We start from the raw sequence: 24,614 nt of genomic DNA, 5'->3' as shown, positions 1-24,614 counted from the left end.
TATAATATTCCAATTAAAAGCCATCTAAATTTAATAGGTAGCTAGTGCTTTTCTAGGTTTATATTCCTTAGCAATAGTTGCCAATAGACTGATATGATCTGGCGTTGTACCACAACATCCTCCGATAATATTTACAACATTCTCTTCTAAATACGTTCTAACAAGTGCTTGCATCTCTTCCGCAGTTTGATCATACTCTCCAAAGTGATTTGGCAAACCTGCATTTGGATATGCAGAAATATAGAATGGTGATTTTTGTGACAACCTTTTTACATAAGGTAACAATTGATCTGCTCCTAAAGCGCAATTAAAACCAACACTTAATAAAGGAACATGAGAAATACTTATTAAAAAAGCCTCTGCTGTTTGCCCTGAAAGTGTTCTCCCAGAAGCATCTGTGATAGTACCACTTACCATTACTGGAATATCAACTCCCTTTTCTTCTTTTACCTCTTCTATTGCAAATAAGGCTGCCTTTGCATTAAGCGTATCAAAAATAGTTTCTACCAAAAGTACATCTACCCCACCATCGATTAATGCTTCTGCTTGTAGTTTATAAGCAATTCGCAACTCGTCAAAAGTAACTGCACGGTAACCAGGGTCATTTACATCTGGAGACATACTGGCTGTCCTATTTGTAGGTCCCATGGCACCTGCTACAAAACGAGGTTTATTAGGTTCTTTAGCTGTAAACTCATCTGCTACTTTCTTAGCTATCTTAGCTGATTCGAAATTTAATTCATAAACAATATCTTCCAAATGATAATCTTCCATTGCGATGGTAGTACCAGAAAAAGTATTTGTTTCCACTATATCTGCTCCAGCTTCATAATATTTTGCATGAACATCTGCTATAGCTTGCGGTTGTGTAAGAGACAACAAATCATTATTTCCTTGCAACGGATGTTCAAAATCTTTAAAACGTTCTCCTCGAAAGTCCTCTTCAGTAAATTTATAGCGCTGTAACATAGTTCCCATTGCTCCATCTAGCACTAAGATTCGTTGTTCGAGTTCTTTTCTAATATCCTTCATTTTATTCTACTTAAAATAGTAATAACTATAATCGTTTATTCGCTCAAAAGACGGTAGTAATATCTGTTGTATGTATCAAGAAAGGGTGAAGTAAAAAAGGAAATCTTTTTTGTTATCTGTCCACGAAAAATACGTGGTAGAACGTAGCACCTTCTTAATACATTTTATCGTTTGTAAAAATATACAAAGGGTTGCTAAGGCTTCTGCGGGTCTAATCCCTACACCTTTCTTGATAACGTTCAGTAAAACTATGAACAATTGAAATGCAAATATAACTTACATTTTACTGTTAAACAAATGCATATTGTTTAATTTCTGATGAAAAGAATTGCTCTAAAAAACAAAAGGCAAACCTACATTTTATAATGGATTTGCCTTTTGAATAATCTTATATAAATAGTATTAAACAATACTTTTAATAACTTCTTTTTTAGCTTCTTTTTTTGTTCCATCAAAACCTTGAACTCCTCCAACCGTTGTATATTTCATTACATACTTTTTATCTGGAAAAATACGTTGGTAAGCACTTTGGCACATTACTGCTGCTTCATGGAAACCAGAAAGAATCAATTTTAATTTTCCTGGATATGTATTTACATCGCCTATTGCATAAACGCCAGGAATATTGGTAGCATAATCATACGCATTATTAACTTTTATAGCATTCTTTTCGATTTCTAAGCCCCAATTTGCAATAGGTCCTAATTTTGGTGACAATCCAAATAATGGAATAAAATTATCTACTTCCACATGAGATTCCCCATTTTTTAAATGCTTTACCGTAAGCGCTTCTAGTTTATCTTCTCCGTGTAGCGCTGTAACTTCTGCCTCTGTAATAAGTTCAATCTTACCCTTTTTAGAAAGTTCTGCTACCTTTTCAACAGAATCCAACGCTCCTCTAAATTCATTTCTACGGTGAACTAAATAAACTTCTGAAGCTACATCAGCTAAGAAAATAGACCAATCTAAGGCAGAATCTCCACCTCCAGCAATCAATACTTTTTTATCACGATATACTTCTGGATCTTTTATGATATAAGAAACTCCATTATCTTCAAACTTATCAATGTTTTCTAATTGTGGTTTTCTAGGCTCAAAACTTCCTAGACCTCCAGCAATTACAACAACAGGAGCATGATGTTTTGTCCCCTTATTTGTAGTAACAATAAAGCTTTCGTCTTCTAATTTCTCGATCGTTTCTGCTCTTTCCCCTAGTGTATATGTAGGCTCAAAAGATTTAATCTGCTCTAAAAGATTGGTTACAAGATCGCCAGCCAATACTTCTGGAAAACCTGGGATATCATAAATAGGTTTTTTAGGATAGATCTCAAAACACTGCCCTCCTGGCTGTGGCAAAGCATCAATTAAATGACACTTCAGCTTTAATAAACCTGCTTCAAAAACCGTAAATAATCCCGTTGGCCCTGCTCCTATTATTAGTATATCTGTTTTAATCATATAAAAATTCTAATGCTTAACAAGTAAAACTTATTAAGACTTATTATAAATAATGCAAATGTATTTTATAAGAAGCTAATCAAACCTACGTGATACGGAACTATATGTACGCAAAACGGAGGAAAACCGAGAAGCTATAAATAAAAGTGCTACTGAAGTTTATTCAATTTAAACAATACTGATTTATCTTTTTCTAATTCAGATTGGTAACACATAGACAATTCAAAAACCATAAAATCCTCCACTTTAAACAAAGAAAGGTTTATAGCGTCCAACAAAGACAGAACATCCTCATAGCTTTGTATTGAAAACACCAAGATCATCCTACCGCCATTACAAACTTTATAAAACACTTCGTTTATATAATCTGTTAACTGACTCCTATCTATCCTTGGATTAATGCTCAATATTCTATGAAAGAACTGATTGACGTATGGAATGTCATTATTCTCGAAGCAACTAAAAATAGCCTTCCTTTTAGATATGTATTCCTTATAAACAACAGCAGCTTTATTTACAAAATTAATGGAGGAATCTAGTGCAAAATAGCTAACACTAGCATCTTCTAAAATAAAAGATGTTAAAGGATTGATTCCAAAATAAAGATCCAAGACTCTTACTTTAGGTCTTAATTCTAATGACTTAACTATTAATTCAATGAATTTATCATAAGTGATATTATTCAATTGCATTCCTACTGAGCTAGAAACATTTACATAAAATTCATCCACACTATCACGCCGGTTTTCTAATTTATTCATCCCCCAAACCATTATTAATTAATAAAAAAATCCATTATACTTATTTAGATTAAGTTTAAATAAGTACTTTTGAATTTCAAAAATAACTATTTGAATCTAGCTTAAACCTACGCTATAGGGAATAAAACCTACGTGATAAGAAATAATGGAGAAACTTAAAATTAACAAGAACACCAACAAGGCTACAGAGTTTAATTTCGGGAAAACAACAATAAAAGTAGATAACTATAGCACCATTGAAGCAAACACTGTCTTTGATGAAGAGGATATTAAGGGATGGTACAAAGAGGCTATTTATAATGAATTCAAAATAGGGTATGGAGAACTATCTACTAATAAAAATGCATCACTTACTTGCAATTATTATGATAAAATAATTGAGATGATATTCTCTGTTGATGGTAGCGCATCAATGAAGTACAATGGATCTACACAAGTTCATGACTTTCAAAAAAACACTCATACCGTTCTTCACTGTAAAAATAACTACACAGAGATCACATTTAAAGATACCTATTCTACATTTGTTCTGATTCAATTAAATGCATCTTTTTTTGAAGACTTAATTCCTTCTGAATCGACATTCAATGACTTTAAATCTATCATTAGTGAAAGTCTAACTGGATGCATTAAAAACGTAAATAATACAATAAGTCCTAAAATGAAGCTTATCATTGAAGAATTAAAAACCTCTTCTCTAGAAGGCCCTTATCGTAAGCTATTTATACACTCTAAAGTGCTTGAGTTATTACTCTTACAATTAGATCAATATAAAACTTCAGAAGCAAGCTCCACACTTTCTGAAAATGAGATTGTAAAAATTAATAATGCAAAAGAATACTTATTAAAAAATTATAAGAAACCAATAACCATCCAAAAATTAGCAAAAGCTGTCGGAACTAATGAATTCACTTTAAAAAAAGGGTTTAAAGTAATATTTGGAGAAACTGTATTTAGTTGTATCAGTAATTTAAGGATGAATAAAGCCAAGCAATTACTGTTAAATAATAATTTATCAATTAGCCAAGTATCAGAAATCATAGGGTACAAAAATCCACAACATTTCTCTACAGCTTTTAAGAAAAAGTTTGGATATGTTCCTAGCAAGCTTAAAAAATAAGCTGCTAATTTATACCATGATAAGCTGCTAATGTCATCCCTAAAACTAAAACACAGGAAAAGAAAATACCAATTGTATTAGCTAAGAAGGCTGTTTTATATGGCATTCTAAATAAATAAGCAGCAATTGAGCCTGCATATACTCCAGAGCCAGGTATTGGAAGCATTACAAAGATTAGAATCCCATAAAAGCCGTATTTAGAAATACCACTTCCTGCTCCAGTTTTAACTCTGCGCGCCACTTTAATAGCACTTCTTTTATAAAAGTTCCAACGCAACAAATGCTTGTTTAAATAATCAAGAAAGAACGTCATAATTGGAAATACGAGAACATTGGCTAAAAAGCAACAAATAAAGGTCACATAGATGTTGGCATCTTTAAAGATAGCATAAGGTATACCAACTTTGGCTTCACCAAAGGGCGATATACTCCACAACATAGCAATTATTATATCTGTAATCACTCTTCTTTTTTATTTAAATTTTATAGCCTTCAAATAAACAATTTATTTCTTTTATTTTGAACGTATAAATGTAAAGAAACTTACAATCATTCTTTAGAAAAGCACACCAATTAAATCTTCAATTTAGTCTTAAAAGCAAAAAGCTCCACTAAGTTAATAGTGAAGCTTCTTGTGAGCCCGATAGGATTCGAACCTATGACCGCCTCCTTAGAAGGGAGGTGCTCTATCCAGCTGAGCTACGAGCCCGTAACTCTATAATTGTCGGGGTGGCAGGATTCGAACCTGCGACCTCCGCGTCCCAAACGCGGCGCGATAACCGGGCTACGCTACACCCCGATTGGTTATCTATAACTTCGACAAATATATGTCAAAATTATTATAAAAAAAAGCGGAGAGACAGGGATTCGAACCCTGGCAACACTTACGCGTTGACAGATTAGCAATCTGCTCCATTACCACTCTGGCACCTCTCCTAAATTCTTTAATATTTTTATGAACGTGCAACCCTTAAATTGCGGATGCAAATGTAGTAGTTCACCTAGAACAATGCAACTATTTTGTGCATTATTTTTATAAAAAAATAATACTTCCCTAACAACCAATAAAATACTATTCAGGATATTCTATTCTCAAGTGATAAATATTGGTCAATTTTTGCTTTAATACCTTTTTTATCTGTTCAATTTCTTTGAAAGTAATATTGGCATTTAGAAACTGTTTGTCCTCAATTTGCTTGTTAATAATTTTATCAACAAAATCATTTATAATAGAAAAAGTAGGATTCTTTAAACTTTTTGACGCTGCTTCCACAGAATCTGACATCATTAAAATAGCCGTTTCCTTAGAATACGGTATTGGCCCTGGGTATTGAAAATCATCTTTATTTACACTTTCATCCATATCATGAGCCATACGATAGAAATAATATACTACCGATGTTCCGTGATGTGTTCTTATAAAATCAATCACACGATCTGGTAAATTATGCTTCTTAGCTAATTCTATTCCTTCTATAACATGGTTTATTATAATCTTCGCACTTTCTACTGGAGAAAGCTCATTGTGCGGATTTACACTTGTAGTTTGATTTTCTGTAAAATATGCTGGATTGTTCATTTTACCAATATCATGATATAAAGCTCCTACCCTAACCAACATAGAATTAGCGCCAATCTCATTAGCAGCAGCCTCCGCTAAATTAGCCACTTGTAGCGAATGATGAAATGTTCCTGGGGCTTTATCTGAGAGCTCTTTTAATAATTTAGAATTTGTATCTGAAAGCTCTAATAAAGAAACATCAGAAACTAAAGAAAATAACTTTTCGTAAATATAAATTAAAGGAAAAGCAGCCAATGTTGCTAAACCATTTAAAATAAACAATCCGAAGTTAACCCAATGGATATTGTCAAAATTACCTTCATGAATAATGTAAAAGGCGAAATAGGCTATTATATATACCAATGTTATCTGTGCTACCGAAATAAATAAGTTAGCGCGTTTATGAAGCTCAGAAATAGTCTGTATGGTAACAATCCCAGCTATAATTTGTAAGAATACATATTCAAAACTATTTGGCACTATAAACCCTAATAATAACACCGTAAGTACATGTGTAAACAACCCTAAACGGGGATCAAAAAAGGCCTTTAAAATTAGTGGCATAATACACAGAGGGACAACATACACGTATTGCACATTAAACTTAACTACGGTAGTCGTTAAAAATATAACCACCAGAATATTAAAGAAAATAAAAGTTACTTTATTATTATTCTCAAAAACTTCTTGTCTATATTTCTGTAGGAACAGTAAAAGCATCAGTAGTGTAAGCCCTACAAGAATTGTATACCCAAAAACAATCCAGTTATAATTATTTTCATTCCATAATTTGGATTGATATTCTCTTCGGAGGGAATTTAAAATATTATACTTCTCCCCTTCTACAACTTCCCCTTTAGCAACAATCCTTTTCCCTTTATCAATATTACCACGTGTTGTTGTTACCTTGGCGATTTCACTTTCTAATGTTTTTTCTGTTAAAACCTCATCAAAAAACACATTTGGCTGAATTATATCAAAATAAATACTGTTATAAAGGTCTTTATACGCTACAATATCTTTCTCTGTCAGATACGCATCTATAATTTTATCTAATTGACTTAACCTAACAAAACTCCCGTATAATACGGTTTTCTCTTCGTTGCCTTTTACAACGTTTACAACCTTATCACCACTATAATCTGCATCATTTTGTACAACTCCCTTTGTATAAATATTGGTAAGTAATTCTTTACCGTAAGAACGTAATTGCTCTAACTCCCTTTTATCTATTTCTTCTTCTGAAAAATAGGAAGAGAACTTCTGATCGTAACCATTTAAAACTGCATCACGAATAGCTCCTTCATATTTAAAATAATCAGAGTGATTGGCTTTTACTGCTGCTTTATCATTTTTAATCTCATCATCTGTTTTATAGATTGCAAAATCAAAAGGAGCGTATAAAGTCTCGTATTGCCACAACTTCCCTTTCTGAAAGTCATATTTAAATTTCCCTCCTTTAGGAAATAAATAAACTATAAGAAATATGGTTATTATAAAAAGAAAAACCTTGTAAATTAATGACTGGTTTTTATAAAGATTGTCTAGAAAATGCTTCATCCATTAGGTATTGATATTCAAATGTAACAAAAAATAGTCTCCTTATTACCATTTATTAAAAACGAACTTCTTGTGATTATCTTTTTAAATTAACTAAATTCGCAACAACAAAACGAGTATCATGAAAAAAGTTGTAATAGTTTCTGCTGCTAGAACACCAATTGGAAGCTTTTTAGGCGCTCTTTCTACAGTTGCCGCTCCTAAATTGGGTGCAGTAGCAATAAAAGGAGCCTTAGATAAGATAAAATTAGATCCTTCTTTAGTAGAAGAGGTTTTAATGGGAAATGTAGTGCAAGCTGGCGAGGGTCAAGCTCCTGCTAGACAAGCTGCCATTTACGCAGGGATTCCTAATACGGTTCCTTGTACCACCATCAATAAAGTATGTGCTAGTGGTATGAAAGCTGTTATGCAAGGTGCGCAAGCAATTGCTCTTGGAGATGCTTCTATTGTTGTTGCTGGAGGAATGGAGAATATGAGTCAGATTCCACATTATGTACACATGCGTAATGGTGTTAAATTTGGACCTGGAAAGATGGAAGACGGACTTCAAAAAGATGGTTTAGTTGATGCTTATGATGAAAATGCAATGGGGGTATGTGCAGATGCATGTGCTACTGAATATAAATTTTCTAGAGAAGATCAAGATGCATTTGCTGTACAATCTTACCAAAGATCGGCTAAGGCATGGAAATCTGGTAAATTTGATAATGAAGTAGTTCCTGTGGAAGTTCCTCAACGCCGTGGAGATGCCGTTATCGTTAAGGAAGATGAAGAATACAAAAATGTAAAACTCGATAAAATTCCTTCGCTTAGAGCTGCTTTCAGTAAAGATGGTACTGTAACTGCAGCAAATGCTTCTACAATTAATGATGGCGCTGGTGCTGTTGTATTAATGAGCGAAGAAAAAGCGAAAGAATTAGGTTTAAAACCACTTGCCACTATCGTAAGTTATGCTGATGCTGCTCAAGAGCCTAAATGGTTTACTACAGCTCCTGCAAAAGCATTACCAAAAGCATTGGCAAAAGCTAATTTAGAACTTGGAGATGTAGATTTCTTCGAATTTAACGAGGCTTTCTCTGTTGTGGGATTAGCAAATATGAAGATTTTAGGGTTATCAGATAAAAATGTAAACGTAAACGGAGGTGCTGTTTCTTTAGGACATCCACTTGGCTGTTCTGGGGTACGTATTTTAATTACATTATTAAATGTGCTAGATCAAAATAATGCAAAAAGAGGAGCTGCTGCAATTTGTAATGGCGGTGGTGGTGCTTCTGCAATTGTAATCGAAAGAAATTAACCTTAAACAATTAACATCATCTAAATGCAATACGGTATTTGTCATCTAAGTATTGTTCCTTTACGTAATGAACCCCAAAATGCTGGAGAATTAAGCTCTCAGGTGCTTTATGGGGACCATTTTAAGGTGTTGGAACGTAGAAAACATTGGAGTAAGATTCGATTAGCTTTTGACAAATATGAAGGATGGATTGAAAACATACAATACCAGCTGATTGATGATTCCTTATATGATAAAATCGATAAGGAGTCGCCATTGCTATCTGCAGATTTAGTAGAGTTTGTTTATGATCAGCAGAATAATCTAATTCCAATTCCTTTAGGCTGCAATATTAATACTGTTTCTTACTTAGCTGCAAATTTTGACGGTGAAAGTAAACAAGGTATTTTCCCAAAAGAAAACATTATTGAAACTGCCTTTTTATATCTCAATGCTCCATATTTATGGGGAGGAAAAACCCCATTTGGAATTGATGGCTCTGGGCTTGCACAAATGGTTTATAAATTAAATGGATATAAATTATCTCGTGATGCTTCCCAGCAGTCTAAACAAGGGGAAGCATTAAGTTTTATTGAAGAGAGTGAGCCTGGAGATCTTGCTTTTTTTGATAATGACGAAGGAGAAATTATTCATGTTGGGATTATAATGAAAGATAACTACATCATTCACGCTCACGGAAAAGTACGTATTGATCGGTTAGATCATACGGGGATTTTTAATGTAGATTCTAAAACACACACGCATAAATTAAGAGTTATAAAAAAAATAGTGTAACCTTTATCTTATTAGGTTGCACTATTTTTAACTATCCATATTTTTTTAGCCTCTAGCTTTCCCATATATCATCAGATTTTGTAAATTACTGGTCAAAACCAACCAACTCATGTCTTTTTACATTAACCGAAGGCAATTTATAAAATCTGCCACCGCCGCCTCATTATTCACAGCTTATGGTGCGTACGGACACCATTTAATGTTTCCTTCCCAAAAAATTAAAGTAGGCCTAATAGGTACAGGCTGGTATGGTAAAAGTGATTTACTGCGTTTAATACAGGTAACAGCGGTAGAAGTAGTAGCATTATGCGATGTAGACAAAAAAATGCTTAACGAAGCTTCTAAGCTAATTACACAACGAAATAAACAGTCAAAACCGCCTCACCTATTTACCGATTATAGAACTATGCTTTCTTCTGAAGAAATGGATATTGTTTTAATTGGAACTCCAGACCATTGGCATGCATTAAACACTATAGAAGCGCTCAAAGCTGGATGTCATCTATATGTACAAAAACCAACTGGAGTCGATGTTATGGAAGGCGAAGCAATGATAAAAGCTGCTGAAAAATATAACAAAGTTATTCAAGTTGGACTGCAAAGAAGGAGTACTCCTCATTTAATTGATGCGAAGAAGAATATTATAGATGCGGGACTTTTAGGAAAAATTGGCCATGTAGATATGTGCTGTTATTACCATATGCGCAGTAATGGAACTAGAGACCAGAAACCTATTCCAGACTTTTTTGATTATGATATGTGGTGTGGGCCTGCGCCAAAAATCGACTATACAGGTTTACCACACAGGCAATGGTGGCGAGCACGAATGGAATACAGTAACGGAGTTATGGGAGATATGTGTGTCCATATGTTTGATGCTGTACGCTGGATGTTAGGTTTAGGTTGGCCTAAAAGTGTTCAGTCTAAAGGCGGGATTTATATCGACAAAGGAGGTTACGCTAATACTACTGACTCCCAAACTGCGATTTTTGAATATAATGATTTTAACTGCGTATGGAATCATCGTACATGGGGAACACCAACCGATCCAGAGTATCCTTGGGCATTATTTATTCATGGCGAAAAAGGAGTTTTGAAAGCAAGCGTGAAAAAATATGAGTTTATTTCTACTGATGGTAAAAATCATATTAAAAAAGATGTGGTTTACGAGCGAGAAAAATTCCCAGAAGACCTTACAGAAAAAGATATCGAACTACACACAGCTCCTGCTACTAGAGGACATATGTTAGATTTTTTAAGCGCCATTGATCAAGGCTCTAAACCTATTGCTAGTATTCAAGAAGGACATATTTCTTCTGCAAGTTGCATTATTGCAAACATATCAATGGAACTTGGAAGACCGCTTCAATATGATCCTAATTCATATTCTTTTGTAAATGATGATGAAGCTAATCAATATTTAGCTAGAAATTATAGGCAAGATTGGAAACACCCACATCCTAAAGATTTTATCTAAAGTGTTTCCAATATAAATACCTATACTATAATCATATAATTGTATGTACCCGATAAGCTAGAATTAAAAACGCTCTACTTATCTAAAATAATCTTATCTATTTTGGATAATTCTGTCTTTGTAAACTTCAAGTTATTTAAGGCTTCTATATTATCTTTTAACTGAGAGACTTTACTAACACCTATTAAAACAGAAGTAACTCTTTCATCTTTTAAAAGCCATGCAATAGCCATTTGTGCTAAACTTTGATCACGTTTTTCAGCAATCTCATTTAAGCTCTTAATCTTGGCAACTAAAGCTTCATTGATCCTTGATGCATCCAAATAACTACCTTCTGTCGCTGCACGAGAATCTTTTGGAATCCCTCCTAAATATTTATTAGTAAGTATTCCTTGTTCTAAAGGAGAGAAAACAATACTCCCAATTCCTGTTTCTGTTAGCGCATCTAGCAGTCCATCTTCCACCCAACGATCCATCATATTATATCTCGGTTGATGTATTAAAAAAGGTGTTCCCTGTGCTTTTAAAATCTTAGCTGCCTTTTTGGTGTCCTCTGCATTGTATTGGGAGATTCCCACATAAAGAGCTTTTCCTTGCCTTACAATCTGATCTAAAGCTCCCATCGTCTCTTCCAATGGCGTATTAGGATCTGGGCGGTGGTGATAAAAAATATCTACATAATCTAATTTCATTCGCTTAAGCGATTGGTCTAAACTCGAAATTAAATATTTCCTAGAGCCAAAATTCCCATAAGGACCAGGCCACATATCCCAACCTGCTTTTGTAGATATTATAAGCTCATCTCTAAGCTTCTTAAAATCACGTTTAAATATCTTTCCGAAGTTCTTTTCTGCAGACCCATATGGAGGCCCGTAGTTGTTGGCTAAATCAAAATGAGTAATTCCATTATCAAAAGCAGTACGGAGAATTTTAGCAGCGTTATCAAAGTCGTCATTATCGCCAAAATTATGCCACAACCCTAATGATAATAAAGGAAGGTCTATTCCACTTTTACCACATCTGCGGTATTGCATTTTCTCGTATCGATCTGCTGCTGGTTTATATTTTTTCATACTTTATTTCTTTTATAGGTTGTACGATTCGATTGTTATTTTCTAATCAGTAATTTCTTATACTTCGGAATCATTTGAATTGCCATTTTCTCATGATCCTCAATATTTGGATGAGAACCACAGCCTTTAGGGTTTATGTCTTTAAACTGAAAAATAACAATATCATGGGTTTCCTCGAAGCTATTTTTCACTTCCTGAAGGCAAGATACTAAGATATCGTTTTTTTCTCCAGAAACCATTGGGCTATTTAATAAAACGACTTTTGCTTTAGGATATCGTTTATAAACAAGCTTTACAAAATTAATATAGTTCTTCGTAAATTTTTCTTTGCTGAAAGGCAATCTCTTTTTGGTTCCATCTCCTGTTGAAAGATCGTTTGTTCCTAAACAAATACTAACAATTGCTGGTTGCTTTTTAGGTTTCCATAAATCCTTTTTATTACCGTCTAAATTTATCGTTTGGTAAACATCTGGCATCACAAATTGATCTTCATCATTCCAATTTCTATACATTCCCATTCCAGAGAAGCTACTCAATGTATAATTAGCGTTCATAGCGCGCGCAATTCTGGAACCATAAGCATAATAAGCAGTGTGTTGATCGTACCACTCTGCTCCGCTCCCGCATGGAATCTCTTCCGTAGCTGCACCATATCCGCAAGTAATAGAATCACCTATAAACTCCATCTCTAATGAAGAAGTATCGTTATAGGTAAGTAACTTTTCAGCATTAATTGTAGTTAATAACAACCCTCCATTAGGGGCCTCTGTAGCTTTAAAAATCTGAACATGGTTTGAGGAATCTTCCTTTAAATCAATTTCGATTTCCGTTTCCCCTGCTGCGGATATCTTATAACGATCTATATAATTCCCATTTAAGCTAACTTCAATAAATCCATAAGCATCGGTAGCAGATTTACAATTGATAACTACAGATTTTCCTGAAGCTATAAAAGATACAGAAGAAGCGGAACCTATAAGCTCCACGGCATTTGGTAGTAATTTTGTTCTTCCATCTATTTTAAAAATATCTTCATTGCTAAAATCTGAGTAAGACTTAAGTTCTTGTGCTTTAATACCGATAACAATAAATAGTATCAAAGCAGTTAAAAAGTGTAGGTTAGGCATAGGTTAGTTGTTTTTTATAATTGTAAGTTATAGTTCATAAAACTATTACATAAATATATTCAATAAAAGGAAAAGCGCAATTAATAATAATCACGCTTTTCACATCTAACAAAAAACCTAACCCACGAAGTGGGAATAACCAAAAATTCATTTTACTTATTTACGGAATTATTAGCCTTGCGGTTTTATATTTCCATTTAAAAGAAACTCTTCATATAATATAGTTTCATATTTTCAGTTTATCTGTTGTATTTTAGCACCAGAAATTTATAATTATATGAACCCCTCTGCCCAAGGTTGGATAGATAAGTTTGCTTCCGTTACAAAAAACAAAGAGCTATTATGTTCTGATACTACTTCGCTATATAATGAACTGCGAAAATTAGGATTTATATATGGAGCAAACGTTTCCACACCTCCATTTTTAGAGGTCAACAACGACCTTTCTGAAGATGAGATGGCAAAAGTCAATCTATTTGCAGCCTTACACAACACCTATTTTATTTATAATAGCTCTGACACAAGCTTCAAAGATTTTATTAAAAATCTAACTACTTTCTATGAACTATTAGAGGCTGAGAAAATGTCTTTTTTCAGTAATCTATTTATAGGAAATAATAATACAGCGAGGCTAGAAAAAATCATTCACGATCGTGTTTATTTACTAGATAATATCTTAACCAAAAACTTTCAAAAAGTACTTACCAATTCCCTTCTTTATGTAGATGTTCTTATTTATGAAAAGTTCTTAAATGGAGACAAAGATATAAGGTCTCATGCGCAACAAATGGAACAGATATTAATTAATCTTTCCTACCACGCCATCAATATAAAAGAAGAGAAAACAGAAAATGACAAGCAACTTATTAAGCTTTTAAAAGCTTCGATAATGTATAATACTATTGAAGAAAGTAAATTTGATGGTTCTTACAGGTCATTACTTAAAAAAGATTTTCCGATCAATGAAAAGAGATACTTTCTAGATATGGTATGCCTTGCTGCTTGGGAAGATCATTCTATGGATTATAAAGAATCGGAGTTTATATTTGGAACAGGAGAAGATCTAAAACTCGAGGAGCATTATGTAACGGAAGCCATTCAACATGTGAGCATTTTCTTTGAAAAATATAAAGATCAAGTTTCATTATTTAAGAATGCAAATCCTGTAAAGCAGTTTTTTGATAACTCTCATAACCTTGTAAAAAGACTCATTACAAGAAATAGTAAGCGATTAAAAAAAGAACTTGTTGAAAGTAAAGAGCTCCTTTATTTACTGGGGAAATCTACTGCTACTGATCTTACGGAAGAAGAACGAAAAAAAATAAAAGTTCAGCTATTAGATATTTTTAAATCAATTCCCTCCTTAGCTATTTTTGCACTTCCAGGAGGCGCTATTCTTTTGCCTATTTTTATAAAATTAATTCCAAAATTACTCCCTTCCGCTTTTGATGATAATAGAGTTGAAGACGAATAACAAATAAAAATTCCGTTCTATAAACGTATAATAGCCATAGAACGGAATTAGAATTAATATATCGAAATCCTATAAATGCATAGAATCTAAAATAGCAGTTATATCTGCTTCTGTAGTATCAGGATTGATAAAGCAAAAACGAGCTACGGTTTCAAAAGTATCGCCGTCTCTCCATTTTGTAGGTGTTACTAATGCAAACCCTTCTTTATGGTTTTTATAGGTCCAATTACGATAATCGTCTGGAGTCCATCCTCTTCTTCGGAATAATACACAAGATAAGCTTGGCTCTCTTACCAATTCTACATTTTCATTCTCCGTAATTAATTTCCCTGCTAGTTTTGCTAAGCTAAGTCCTTCTTCTACTGCCCATTTATATTTATCTGTTCCATGCATTGCCAAAGAAAACCATAAAGGTAAACCTCGCACTCTTCTTGTTAGCTGGATCTGATAATCTGATGGATTAAACCCTTGTGCTCCTTCATCTTTAAAAATATCGAGATAGGAACCTTCCTGTGCATGAGCTTCTTTTGCTAACTCTGGATTCTTATAAATAATGGCACCACAATCGTAAGGCGAAAATAACCATTTATGAGGATCGATCGTAATACTATCTGCACGCTCAATTCCTTTAAATAGATGTCTTACAGAATCGGCCGCTAAAGCTCCTCCTCCATAAGCTGCATCCACATGGAACCAAAGCTTTTCTTTCTCACATACTTCGGCAATTCCATCTAAATCATCTATAATTCCAGCATTTGTAGTCCCTCCTGTTCCGACAACGGCAAACAAACGCTTGCGTTGATGTGGAGTAAGCTCTTCTAATTTAGACTGCAAATCTTGCTTGGTCATGCTATCCTCTGTTTCAATAAGCATTACTTCAGCATCAATAACTTTTGCCATCGATTTTACCGAAGAATGTGCTCCAATAGAGGTTATCATCAAGCCCTTCTCCCCTACATTACTTTCATCTTTACGCCAATATTCTCTTGCCGTAACAATTGCAGAAAGATTTGCTGCAGTTCCTCCACTAGTAAAAACTCCAAAGGCTCCTTTTGGTAGCCCTGTTAAAGAAACCAGCCATTTCATAGCTTCATTTTCACAGAAAATACCACCTGCACCTTCCATCCAATAGGCACCATGAATACTTGATGCCGAAGTCACCAAATCGAACATTATGGAAGCTCGTGTTGGCGATGCTGGTACAAATGCTAAATGTCTTGGGTGGTCTATAGGAACTGTTGCTTTTATAAGCACATCTTTAAATAATTGAAATGCTTTCTCTCCTCCAATCCCCTTTTCAGTTACTGTTTCTCCTACTAAAGCTTTTAATTCTTCTTCTTTTTTTGGCTTTCCTAATTCTGGAGAAACCATAGTTATTCTGTTTAACGCGTACTTCATGACATCTAGAGTCATCTCCACAGAATCCATATCTATATTATGCATACAAAATCACTTTTTTGCAAAGGTAAGCTTTTGTTCTGTTTTCACGAGAATTTGCTATCTTTATAAAAAGCAAGATTGTGACCAACCAATTATTTAAAAACGCAAAAGAAGCATTAATAAATGCTACGAAAGACGCCAAGCATCCGTTCCGATATTTTACAATGGCTACTATCGGAATTAATAAAAGCCCTCGATTACGAACCGTTGTACTCCGTGAAGTTAAAGAAGATCTTACCCTAAAAATATTTACTGACAAACGTTCAAAAAAAGTAACTCATATTAAAGAAAATAACAATGTGTGTTTATTGTTTTTTGATCATAATAAAATGCTTCAGCTTAAAGTTGATGGGAAAGCTTATTTAGAGCAAGATGAAAAGACTATAGAAGAAACATGGAAACAAATTAGAATCGGTTCAAAAAAAGATTATTTAACCACCCAAGAGCCTGGAGCAAAGATTAAAGATCCAGAAATGATTGAATATCTAGACACTTCTAATCATTTTGCAATTGTACACATTATCCCTTCTAAAATTGAGTATCTAGAACTCAAAAAGGAAAAACATATAAGAGCTCTTTTTTCTAAGGAAGAAAATACTTGGGAAGGGAGTTTTATAGTTCCGTAGTTTGGGTATTCCTTATGGGTGTTAGTTTTTGGTTTTTGGTTTTTGGTTTTTGAGTGTTGGTAAACAACTAAATCAATATTAAACTCATTTTTTTTCTACTAAAAGATCTAGTTTATAAAAAACCATCCATGACTCCCAGCTACAGCTCCTACAATTGTTATTAAACTTAATAACAGCAAAAACCAATGCGCTTTATGCATAATTGAGAATGTTTTTGCAGGATTCTTTTCAGCATACTCTTTAAATAATTTATGCAAAACGAGTGGTTCCAATACGTATAGAACTAGCGTAAATATAATCCAAACAAGTGTCATAGCGTGGATCCACCAGAATCGATAGTCCAAATATCTGTCCCAAGCATCGAGCACATAAAGCATATAAAGCATATAAAATCCGGAGATTCCCGTTATTAAGGTTGTTATTTTTGCTTGTGTAGCGAATTTTCCTTCTATCTGCTCAAATGTTTTAATCTGATCTTCCTTAGATCTGAGCTTTTTTATAGCAGGAATAATAACAGTCGTAACCATTGCCACCCCACCAATCCATAAAACAACTGCTACCACATGTATGATTCGTGCTAAAGTAAATTTTTCCATTTGTATTATTTTTAATGTTTCGTGTAGCAAAGTGTTAGCGACTTATATTAAAACTACAAGCCCCCTATAATTCATTTTTATATTTTAGAAATGGTAACAATCATCCGCTGGTATTGTAATATGTCTTTCAACTTCAACTCTTTTTGCTTTCGGTTTTGAAGCCAATTTTGAGCAGGTTTATAATCGCCAATACTAAACTCCCAAACAAGACTTGGAATTCTATCGAAATACTGTTGCTTATTAATCCATATTCTCCCTAACTGATTTTTCGCATCATATAATTCCCAATCTACATCCGTAATCTCTGTGGTAATTATATTATCGCCCTCTTTAGGATATGTAGCTACCGATTTCTCTTTTTCAATGTACTCCAAAATAAAAGATACTCGTAACGCTCTACCTGTTTTTACTGATTCCCAAAAAGTATTGGTGTCTTTTGGAAGCAACAGCCCATTAGAATTTATGTTTATAAGCTCTTTATTACTTTCTCTCTGCAAAGGAGCATGTAAAACGGCGTACATATAATCTAAAACATCAAAAAGAGTGAAACTAGTTTTATAATCATCTCTAAGTTCACTGCTATTAGCATAGCAAACGTTAGCTTCTGTTTCTTGCTCGAAAATAAAGGGTAGACTTATTACTGAAGAAATCTCATTTACAATATCTCGCTTAGGACTCCGCATTGAATTTATGGTAGTTGGCTTTCTTGTAAATATAGTTAATATAAAAACATTAATAAAGAATTCATACTGAAGCCCATTAGGTTTATTTCTTATATCCTATTTACAAACCAGCAGATATGTAAATTTACAACTTAACTACTTTCAAAAACTCCATTTAGGTCCAAAGGTGTCCCGTTTAGGTCTTTTAATGAAGATTATGATTAAAAGACTTAAAGTTTTAAGTGAAACATCAAAAACTTTAGGCTCCACACTTAAAATTTTAAGCAAAGAGGTTAAATCTTTAGCCTTCGGGCTTAAAGTTTTAGGCATCGAGCTTAAACACATCTATTTTTGACCTAAAAACTCTATTAAAACACTACAAAATATCATTAAAAGACCCAAATAGAACATTAAATAACCTAAAAGCATTATTGTTTACGCTAAAAATTGCTAAAATTAAGGGAAACTAATGTATTATTCCTGTAACCAATAAACTACTTGAACAATGTTTTGCTAATGCGAAATCAGGCAAACCATATGATGAAATGTACATTTCTGTATTGCTCAAATAATTATAATGAATAGAACAAAAAAAGCTTACAAAATCAATTAATTGAATCTGTAAGCCCAATATAATAGTGTCTAGTATTTTTGAAGAAAGGGTTGGCTTTTTACCTCAGGTCTTCTTAAACAAGCTTTTGCTATTGTGAAAAATGGAATGCCTTATGATGAAAACTTTGTTTCAAGATTGAGGTAAAAACCAAAGGATTTTACCTCAGTTCTTTGTTAGGCACTGGCTTTCTATTTTTTTCCTATTAGTTTGTCGTACCATTTCAAGTTTTTAAGTCGTTCTATTTCTGCTTTATTGTTTTGAATTTCTTTGTTTTTATTCCGTAAATCTGATTCAGTTTTCTGAAGTTTGGTTTCAAGATCGTTAGAGTGAACTTGAGAGTAAGATAGTTTTTTCTCGGTTTGTTTTAATGCTTTTTTCAGTTGTTCTATTTCGTTTTCAAACTCGGAAGTTTTTTCTAAAAGCAGTCCAATTGAAGAATTTTGTTCTGATATTTTAGTTGACTTGTTATTAAGTTCTTTCGCTTGCGATTCAATTTTTTCTTGAGCTTCTGAAAGTTCATTGTTTGTCAATTCAAAACGCTCTATAAGTGAAGTATACTTTTGTTTAAAGTCTAAAAGTCGTTTTCCTTGTACTTCAATAAACTTCTTGAAAATGTCCGTATCAATATCATTACGGAACTTTAATGCTCTTTTGAAAAAGTCAAAAGCAGATTTGATTTTTCCATTTTGAAAATCTTCTCTTGCTTTTTTGTAGTAGAAATCTGCTTTACCTGTATTAAGTTGTTCAGTTATTAACGTTTCGGGTGTTTCGTTTTGGGCAAATTCGATAACTCTTGGGTCGGTTTTTATAGCGTAGCTGTTCAGTTGAGTTTTAAGCATTAAACCACTAAAGGAAGTACAACGACTTAAAGCGACATAAACCTGTCCTGGAGCAAACGCTCTTCCTAAATCAGCAATTACTTTCTCAAACGTTAAACCTTGGCTCTTATGCACGGTGATTGCCCAAGCCAATCGAATAGGAAACTGTTCAAATGTTCCGACAATTTCTTCCACAATCTTTTTTTGCTCTCTGTTGTATGAATACTGAATATTATTCCAAACTGCTCTTTCAACTTCAACTTCGGATTCATCATCAAATACAACTGTTATTGTAGCTTCTTCAAGTTCTTTTATCTTTCCAATTTTACCGTTGTAATATTTTTTGTATTCGCCTGTGTCATTTTTGATAAACATTATTTGAGCACCAACTTTTAATTTTAAATAGTGGTCTGTCGGTTTATGTTTATCTGGAAAAGTGCCCGTTACATTCGCTTCATAAGTAAATAATTCGGTTGTGAGTTGATTTAGCTTTGTAAGGTTTGTTTCGTTTACAATGTTATTATGAGTGGCAAGAATTATATAGTCACTTCCATTTCCTGAAAATGTCGGATTGTATTTTGCATTAAGAACACTAAAATCATTTGCATTTACCTGACTTACTCTAACTCTATTCAATAAGTCAATAAATTCTTGCTCGTTTTGCCTGTAGATTTTCTTCAACTCAATATAAAGAGGCGTATTCTGTTCTATGATTTTTGAACTAAAGAAAAAAGGGGTTTTGTAGAACTGGGATAGAATTGACCATTGTTCATTATCTGCAATCGGTGGTAATTGAAAAGTATCTCCAATTAATATAACCTGAACACCACCAAAGGGTAAATAGGGTTTCTTACGGAAAACTTTTAAAATTCTGTCAATTACATCCAACATATCCGCTCTCACCATTGAAATCTCGTCAATGATTAGCAGTTCCAAATTTTCAATTATTTCTCTCTTATCATCTCTATATCTAAAAGTTGTGTAAATCGTTTCTCTGTTTTCAGTCCCTGTAGCTGTTGTTCTTAATCTTGAATCATCAGGAACAAAAGGTCCAAAAGGAATTTGAAAAAAGGAATGAATTGTAACGCCACCTGCGTTGATTGCTGCAACTCCTGTAGGCGCAAGAATCACTGTGTTTTTATTTGTAGTGTCCTTTATGTATTTGAGAAATGTTGTTTTACCTGTTCCTGCTTTTCCTGTTAGGTAAACTAATTTATCTGTGTGACGGACAAATTCAGCAGCGTTGTTAAATTCAACGTTTTCCTTGTCAAGTTCTATGTTGTCTAATGTTTCTGTCATTGTCGATTTTCAGCTTGTGCCTAACGGCTCGGCTATGAGTAGTTCGGTGTCGGCACTCCTTAATGTTTCCCTCACGCAAATAGCCAAATCTTTTTGTTTGTCTTTATCTTTTTTTTGCCAAAGCCAAATCCAAAAGATTTGGTGGTGCTAGCAAATACGCCCAAGCCTATCGGATAAGCAACTGAAAACAAATCACTTATATCCATTGTTAGGCGGCGTATTGTCCATTCCGATTGGTTCTAATTTATATCCTTTTTCCAGAAGTCGATTTAAAATTCCGTTTTTCCCTCCCAAATGTCCCATTCCGACCGCAATAAATGTCTTGTCCTTTTCAATCAGGGAATTTATGTCATCAATCCAATTTTCGTTTCGTTGGTCCACAAGTATTTTTGTGATTTCCTCTCCCATTTGGACTATCATTCTTTTATGAAATTTGCCAATTGATTCGGTTTTGTATTGTTTTAAACTTTCCTGATAGTCTGTTAACATTTGGTCTTTAATAAAAGTATTTTCGGGTATTTTAATATCTCTGACCGTTTTCATTATGTTCAGAATTTCATCGGTAGATTCCAGTCCAGTCAAGTCCATTTTCGATTTCCGTGCTTTTTCTATCAACTCACTTTCCATATTGACGAGTTCATCTCCGTATTCCGATATTATGACCCTATAACTTTCCAGAAAAAAATTTGGCATTTGAAAGTCCGCAAATTTCTGTTGTTCCGATTGATCGGTGATGTCTCTTTCCAATGCAAGTACGTTACATTCTTGAAGTTTGAAAATGACGTTTTCGGAAAGTTCCATTTCAGTCTGCGGATATAGATGTATTGTTCCAAAAATAAAGGATTCAATTCCGCTTTTAGATTCAATTTTCCATAAAATTCCCGATTCGAAGTCCGTTTTTTCATTTTGATGACAGGACGCCAAGAGAAATAATATTGTGATATTTAGCAGAATTTTTGTCATATGACGCCTAACTATCAAACAAACATAATTGCGTTTATTTTTTATAAATATACACTTTCAAAAAATAAATTACTTACGGGAATCCACAATATGAGAAAAAGAGAATAAAAAAAACACATAAAGTGTGTTTTACAAATTTGAGCATTCGCAGATTTGCATAATTATGAGTATGTACTTGTATATTGTTTTATATAAATAATGGGGACTTATATACGAGGGTTTCCTGAAATAAATATAGAGGCAGTAAACTTATAATCACCTTAGATTAAGTATGAAACCGAGCTATTATTCTCATAAATATTAAATTGACAATCGCTTTTTAATATTGAGATTCTATCTGTTCAATTAATTTCTTTGGACTTTTTACATAAGCAAAAAAGCTAGATTTAGTTCCATCATCCTTTAATAAAACAATGGTTGGAACCGACTCAATTCCATATTCTGTTCTCGTAGTCTTAACATATTCTTGATTCTCAGTATTTGATTTATCTAAATCGTCATAGACTTTTACCATCACATATTTTTTTGAATAATCAATAAACTCCGATTGAGTGAAAGCATATTTATCAATCATTCGGCATGGGACACATTTTTCCATTCCAAAATAAATTAATACTTCTTTATTTTGTTTCGTCCCAATTTCAATTCCATTATTAATATTGTAAATCCAATCAATTTTTTCAACTGACTCTTGAGAAAATCCATAGAAGGATACTAACAGAAGTAAAATCATTAAATTATTTTTCATAATATTCAATTTTTAGTTGTGGTTAGTGGTGTGCTTGAGTAACTAATTTAGTAAATACTTCCTAAATAGGAAATCAATTAATTGAATCTGTAAACCCAATATAATAGTGTTTAATATTTTTGAAGAAATGATTTGCTTTTACCTCAGTTCTTCTTAAGTTAGCAAACGTTTTTCATTTCAATTATACTTTCAATAAGCATTTCAACCCTTTTATATTCATTGTCTAAATCCATAGCAATTAATTTTTCAAAATCGTCTAAATAAGGATCCATTGGGTTTTCTGTAGATGTAGTTTTTAAGTGCATAAAACTATTTCTAATTCTACTTAGTTGTAGTTTGTTGAATATTTATTTTGATATTCCTTGATGTCTTTAATTTCTTTTATTTTCGGGATTACGTCTCTGAATTTTTCTTTTAGTTTATACGTTTTTTCAATATCACTTTTTGAGTTTATTTTTCCGTCTTTTTCAATATTCATTTTTTCTGGAATAAGATTATTTACAAAAGACTCAACCGTCATTATTAAAAACACAAGAGAACTTATCTTGTTTAATATATATTGATTGTAAATTTCTTGATTCAGAATTTTTAAGTTAAAATTTTCGCTTGGATTCAATTCTCCATCAATGCTTTCTTTAAACGTGTTTTCTAATTTTTGAATCTTGAGATTTAAAGACTTTGAGTTGGCTAAGAAAAGTAAATATGGTTCAGGCATAAAACCTGCATAAGAATTCCCTTTAAGGTTTATTTGGGTCAAATATTTCATTGTCTCATTAACCAATAAAACCCAAGTTGTTGATTTTCCTTCTTTACTGTATTTTTTGAAATCAGAATCTTCTCCTTTTTTTTGCGGAACAGTATTTATAACATCCTGTGAAATACTATATTTTTTTAAATCAGGTTTCATTTCAGTAATGTTTGCCAACGGCTCTGTATAAGAACAGTAGGGCTGGAAATTAGCGCAAACTATTCGGTTTAACACAAGCCGAATTTTTAAATTTCTATGTTTATTTTTTCATTTAAATATAGCCAAATTTAAAAATTTGGCGGTCTTCGAAAACACACACAAACCTTTGGTTTAAGCACTTATTAGTTATGTTTTATACACCGTGTTAGCAAACGTTTTACTTATTTATTTTTTTCGTGCTTTTTTAAAGTAATTGTCTCTAACATATAAGTAATGTTTTTCCCAATATTCATTTTCTATATCATAATCGGTAAATTCAGGTCTCTCAAATCCATTTTCAGTTTCTAAATCTTTATATAGATAAGCAATTTGATTAACACCATCATAGAAATATCCATTATCGATATATTGAGTAATTCTTATATTTAGGTTACCATTTTCTAACATTATACTATTCCAATAAGAACTTAGTTCATTTTTATTTAAATTCTCTGGGATGTAGAAGAATAAAGTAATTGAATTATCAACTTCTGATGTTTTACAATGAAACTTGAAAACTTTACTTTTTAAAAATGAGCTTAATACAACCTCTATAAATATTTTAGGCTTTACTGAGGTTGAAAATGGAGTAGACGTAGAGTAACCACAAATGTCAAAATTTGTATATTCTTTAGAATTTATTTTCTTGAACGATTCAGTCCGCCATTGATAAGTACTATAAATATCTGTACCTAAGTGTAATATTGAATTTCTGTAAATTTCTGTTTTAGATTTTCCCTCTGTTTGTTCTACTTTTTTAAATTCATTTGTAAAAACACTTAAAGAATCTGAATTCTGTAGAATCTCAATGATTTTATTTTTTACAATTTCGTGATTTGGATTTTGTTCACTTCTTGTCAAACATTTACCTGGAGAGTTTTTATATCTGAAGTATGGGTTTTCACTATTTACAGCTATTAAAATATTTTCACGATTTAAATCTGTTAATCCGTAATATCGCATTTCGACAAGTTTATTTCGACTTTTTATATCGAAAGGTTCGTATTCTTTTCCGTTGTAACAAAATGCTTTTAAGTGTTTCAATTGCGTTTTTTTATGTCACGTCCTAAAATACGGCTACAGATTAATATTAAATTTAAGCGGCATTTTGGTGCACGTAATTAGGTGTTTTATAATCTAAAGATAAATGTAATCTTTTAGAGTTGTATAATTTAATTGCATTTTTGGC

Annotated in this window: 22 protein-coding genes, 3 tRNA genes and 1 riboswitch; of the genes, 6 read left to right on the top strand and 19 right to left on the bottom strand. The window is 32.9% G+C overall.

Going from position 1 to position 24,614, the window contains the following annotated elements; translation table 11 throughout:
* Positions 1–30: 30 nt before the first annotated feature.
* The 3 genes from ACN0TY_RS11075 to ACN0TY_RS11065 form a co-directional block, all read right to left on the bottom strand.
* The gene (locus ACN0TY_RS11075; protein ID WP_236960025.1) at positions 31–1,032 is read right to left on the bottom strand and encodes a homocysteine S-methyltransferase family protein; all 1,002 of its coding nucleotides are present in this window, start codon (positions 1,030–1,032) and stop codon (positions 31–33) included.
* Between the two features lie 109 nt (positions 1,033–1,141).
* Positions 1,142–1,271, bottom strand: a riboswitch (SAM riboswitch).
* A gap of 163 nt (positions 1,272–1,434) precedes the next feature.
* On the bottom strand, positions 1,435–2,490 hold the full coding sequence (locus ACN0TY_RS11070; protein ID WP_417444545.1) for an NAD(P)/FAD-dependent oxidoreductase: 1,056 nt from the start codon (positions 2,488–2,490) through the stop codon (positions 1,435–1,437).
* Between the two features lie 149 nt (positions 2,491–2,639).
* Positions 2,640–3,251, bottom strand: coding sequence for a hypothetical protein (locus tag ACN0TY_RS11065; protein ID WP_236960830.1), 612 nt, complete (start codon positions 3,249–3,251; stop codon positions 2,640–2,642).
* Between the two features lie 145 nt (positions 3,252–3,396).
* Between ACN0TY_RS11065 and ACN0TY_RS11060 the strand changes: the two genes are divergently transcribed.
* Positions 3,397–4,371, top strand: coding sequence for a helix-turn-helix transcriptional regulator (locus ACN0TY_RS11060; RefSeq protein WP_236960832.1), 975 nt, complete (start codon positions 3,397–3,399; stop codon positions 4,369–4,371).
* Positions 4,372–4,375: 4 nt separating this feature from the next.
* On the opposite strand, the gene ACN0TY_RS11055 is transcribed toward ACN0TY_RS11060, so the two are convergent.
* The 5 genes from ACN0TY_RS11055 to ACN0TY_RS11035 form a co-directional block, all read right to left on the bottom strand.
* Positions 4,376–4,834 carry a COG2426 family protein gene (locus ACN0TY_RS11055; protein ID WP_417444544.1) on the bottom strand — a complete coding sequence of 153 codons (459 nt, stop codon included), beginning with the start codon at positions 4,832–4,834 and terminating at the stop codon, positions 4,376–4,378.
* Positions 4,835–5,006: 172 nt separating this feature from the next.
* A tRNA-Arg gene (locus ACN0TY_RS11050) sits at positions 5,007–5,080 on the bottom strand.
* Between the two features lie 15 nt (positions 5,081–5,095).
* A tRNA-Pro gene (locus tag ACN0TY_RS11045) sits at positions 5,096–5,170 on the bottom strand.
* Between the two features lie 53 nt (positions 5,171–5,223).
* Positions 5,224–5,307: transfer RNA gene (locus ACN0TY_RS11040), tRNA-Ser, on the bottom strand.
* A gap of 136 nt (positions 5,308–5,443) precedes the next feature.
* Complete coding sequence (locus ACN0TY_RS11035; protein WP_417444543.1) at positions 5,444–7,492, bottom strand: HD family phosphohydrolase; 2,049 nt, start codon at positions 7,490–7,492, stop codon at positions 5,444–5,446.
* A 121-nt stretch (positions 7,493–7,613) separates the two neighbouring features.
* Between ACN0TY_RS11035 and ACN0TY_RS11030 the strand changes: the two genes are divergently transcribed.
* From ACN0TY_RS11030 to ACN0TY_RS11020, 3 genes are all read left to right on the top strand, one after another.
* The gene (locus tag ACN0TY_RS11030; protein WP_417444542.1) at positions 7,614–8,789 is read left to right on the top strand and encodes an acetyl-CoA C-acyltransferase; all 1,176 of its coding nucleotides are present in this window, start codon (positions 7,614–7,616) and stop codon (positions 8,787–8,789) included.
* Positions 8,790–8,813: 24 nt separating this feature from the next.
* Entirely contained in the window at positions 8,814–9,563 is a 750-nt protein-coding gene (locus tag ACN0TY_RS11025; RefSeq protein ID WP_236960840.1) for a C40 family peptidase, read from the top strand.
* A 109-nt stretch (positions 9,564–9,672) separates the two neighbouring features.
* A complete protein-coding gene (locus ACN0TY_RS11020; RefSeq protein ID WP_417444541.1) occupies positions 9,673–11,040 on the top strand; it encodes a Gfo/Idh/MocA family protein in 1,368 nt (455 codons plus the stop codon).
* Positions 11,041–11,114: 74 nt separating this feature from the next.
* Here ACN0TY_RS11020 and mgrA read toward each other — a convergent pair whose 3' ends face one another.
* Both mgrA and ACN0TY_RS11010 read right to left on the bottom strand, forming a co-directional pair.
* Positions 11,115–12,113, bottom strand: a complete 999-nt coding sequence (gene mgrA, locus ACN0TY_RS11015; RefSeq protein WP_417444540.1) for an L-glyceraldehyde 3-phosphate reductase — start codon at positions 12,111–12,113, stop codon at positions 11,115–11,117.
* A gap of 35 nt (positions 12,114–12,148) precedes the next feature.
* Positions 12,149–13,240 (bottom strand): GDSL-type esterase/lipase family protein, encoded by a 1,092-nt coding sequence (locus ACN0TY_RS11010; RefSeq protein WP_417444539.1) that lies wholly within the window; start codon positions 13,238–13,240, stop codon positions 12,149–12,151.
* Positions 13,241–13,517: 277 nt separating this feature from the next.
* On the opposite strand from ACN0TY_RS11010, the gene ACN0TY_RS11005 reads away from it, so the two are divergent.
* Positions 13,518–14,714: an LETM1-related biofilm-associated protein gene (locus ACN0TY_RS11005; RefSeq protein WP_417444538.1), complete on the top strand. Its 1,197-nt coding sequence runs from the start codon at positions 13,518–13,520 to the stop codon at positions 14,712–14,714.
* Positions 14,715–14,783: 69 nt separating this feature from the next.
* Here ACN0TY_RS11005 and ACN0TY_RS11000 read toward each other — a convergent pair whose 3' ends face one another.
* Positions 14,784–16,157: a pyridoxal phosphate-dependent decarboxylase family protein gene (locus ACN0TY_RS11000; protein WP_417444537.1), complete on the bottom strand. Its 1,374-nt coding sequence runs from the start codon at positions 16,155–16,157 to the stop codon at positions 14,784–14,786.
* 77 nt (positions 16,158–16,234) lie between these two features.
* Here ACN0TY_RS11000 and ACN0TY_RS10995 point away from each other — a divergent pair, with 77 nt between their 5' ends.
* Positions 16,235–16,780 (top strand): pyridoxamine 5'-phosphate oxidase family protein, encoded by a 546-nt coding sequence (locus tag ACN0TY_RS10995; RefSeq protein WP_417444536.1) that lies wholly within the window; start codon positions 16,235–16,237, stop codon positions 16,778–16,780.
* A 107-nt stretch (positions 16,781–16,887) separates the two neighbouring features.
* Here ACN0TY_RS10995 and ACN0TY_RS10990 read toward each other — a convergent pair whose 3' ends face one another.
* The 8 genes from ACN0TY_RS10990 to ACN0TY_RS10955 all read right to left on the bottom strand — a co-directional run bounded on the left by ACN0TY_RS10990 (position 16,888) and on the right by ACN0TY_RS10955 (position 24,469).
* Entirely contained in the window at positions 16,888–17,376 is a 489-nt protein-coding gene (locus tag ACN0TY_RS10990; protein WP_417444535.1) for a hypothetical protein, read from the bottom strand.
* Positions 17,377–17,453: 77 nt separating this feature from the next.
* Entirely contained in the window at positions 17,454–18,059 is a 606-nt protein-coding gene (locus ACN0TY_RS10985; RefSeq protein ID WP_417444534.1) for a type ISP restriction/modification enzyme, read from the bottom strand.
* 780 nt (positions 18,060–18,839) lie between these two features.
* Complete coding sequence (locus tag ACN0TY_RS10980; protein ID WP_417444533.1) at positions 18,840–20,768, bottom strand: AAA family ATPase; 1,929 nt, start codon at positions 20,766–20,768, stop codon at positions 18,840–18,842.
* Between the two features lie 192 nt (positions 20,769–20,960).
* Complete coding sequence (locus ACN0TY_RS10975; protein WP_417444532.1) at positions 20,961–21,731, bottom strand: TraB/GumN family protein; 771 nt, start codon at positions 21,729–21,731, stop codon at positions 20,961–20,963.
* A 319-nt stretch (positions 21,732–22,050) separates the two neighbouring features.
* The gene (locus ACN0TY_RS10970) at positions 22,051–22,464 is read right to left on the bottom strand and encodes a thioredoxin family protein (protein WP_417444531.1); all 414 of its coding nucleotides are present in this window, start codon (positions 22,462–22,464) and stop codon (positions 22,051–22,053) included.
* A gap of 173 nt (positions 22,465–22,637) precedes the next feature.
* On the bottom strand, positions 22,638–22,784 hold the full coding sequence (locus ACN0TY_RS10965; RefSeq protein WP_417444530.1) for a hypothetical protein: 147 nt from the start codon (positions 22,782–22,784) through the stop codon (positions 22,638–22,640).
* A gap of 20 nt (positions 22,785–22,804) precedes the next feature.
* Positions 22,805–23,461 (bottom strand): hypothetical protein, encoded by a 657-nt coding sequence (locus tag ACN0TY_RS10960; RefSeq protein ID WP_417444529.1) that lies wholly within the window; start codon positions 23,459–23,461, stop codon positions 22,805–22,807.
* Positions 23,462–23,611: 150 nt separating this feature from the next.
* On the bottom strand, positions 23,612–24,469 hold the full coding sequence (locus ACN0TY_RS10955; RefSeq protein WP_417444528.1) for a hypothetical protein: 858 nt from the start codon (positions 24,467–24,469) through the stop codon (positions 23,612–23,614).
* Positions 24,470–24,614 lie beyond the last annotated feature (145 nt).

The sequence above is a fragment of the Joostella sp. genome, from assembly GCF_048266025.1.
Lineage (GTDB): Bacteria > Bacteroidota > Bacteroidia > Flavobacteriales > Flavobacteriaceae > Galbibacter > Galbibacter atrarenae.
This window is presented reverse-complemented; position numbering and strand designations above follow the sequence as displayed.